The sequence below is a fragment of the Gilvimarinus gilvus genome (assembly GCF_030518155.1).
GTDB classification, from domain to species: domain Bacteria; phylum Pseudomonadota; class Gammaproteobacteria; order Pseudomonadales; family Cellvibrionaceae; genus Gilvimarinus; species Gilvimarinus gilvus.
In genome coordinates this window covers 1-334 of sequence record NZ_JAULRU010000759.1, presented here as the reverse complement: position 1 = coordinate 334, position 334 = coordinate 1, and the positions used below count along the sequence as shown (strand labels likewise).

1 pseudogene is annotated in these 334 nt (G+C 54.5%); it reads right to left on the bottom strand.

What is annotated here, in order from left to right:
• Positions 1-256 (bottom strand): annotated as a pseudogene (locus QWI17_RS19430) (nickel/cobalt efflux protein RcnA); the annotation flags it as partial.
• Between the last annotated feature and the right edge of the window lie 78 nt (positions 257-334).

Below are 334 nucleotides of genomic sequence, written 5' to 3'. Positions count from 1 at the left end.
CATCACGGTTGGCGAAACGCTTTTTGATGTCGTTTGCATGGGCGCGCTCGTGCGCATCCTGATAGCCATCGACGCTCAGTTCGAGCTGATCGAGTTCGCCATGGTGGTGGTGATCATGCGCTTCGGCAAACTCCAGATCGTAGTCATGAGCATGGTCGGAATGACCCAAGGTCAGGCGTACTGAAAACTCATGAGGCTCAGGAATCGAGTCAATGGATTCCAGGAAGCCGTCACGTTTCTCGAAGGCGAACGACATTGTTTCACCGTTCGGCCGAGTCGTGAGGGCCTTAACTTGAGCGGCCTGCCATGGATGGCCATCTAAGGTTTTCAGTCG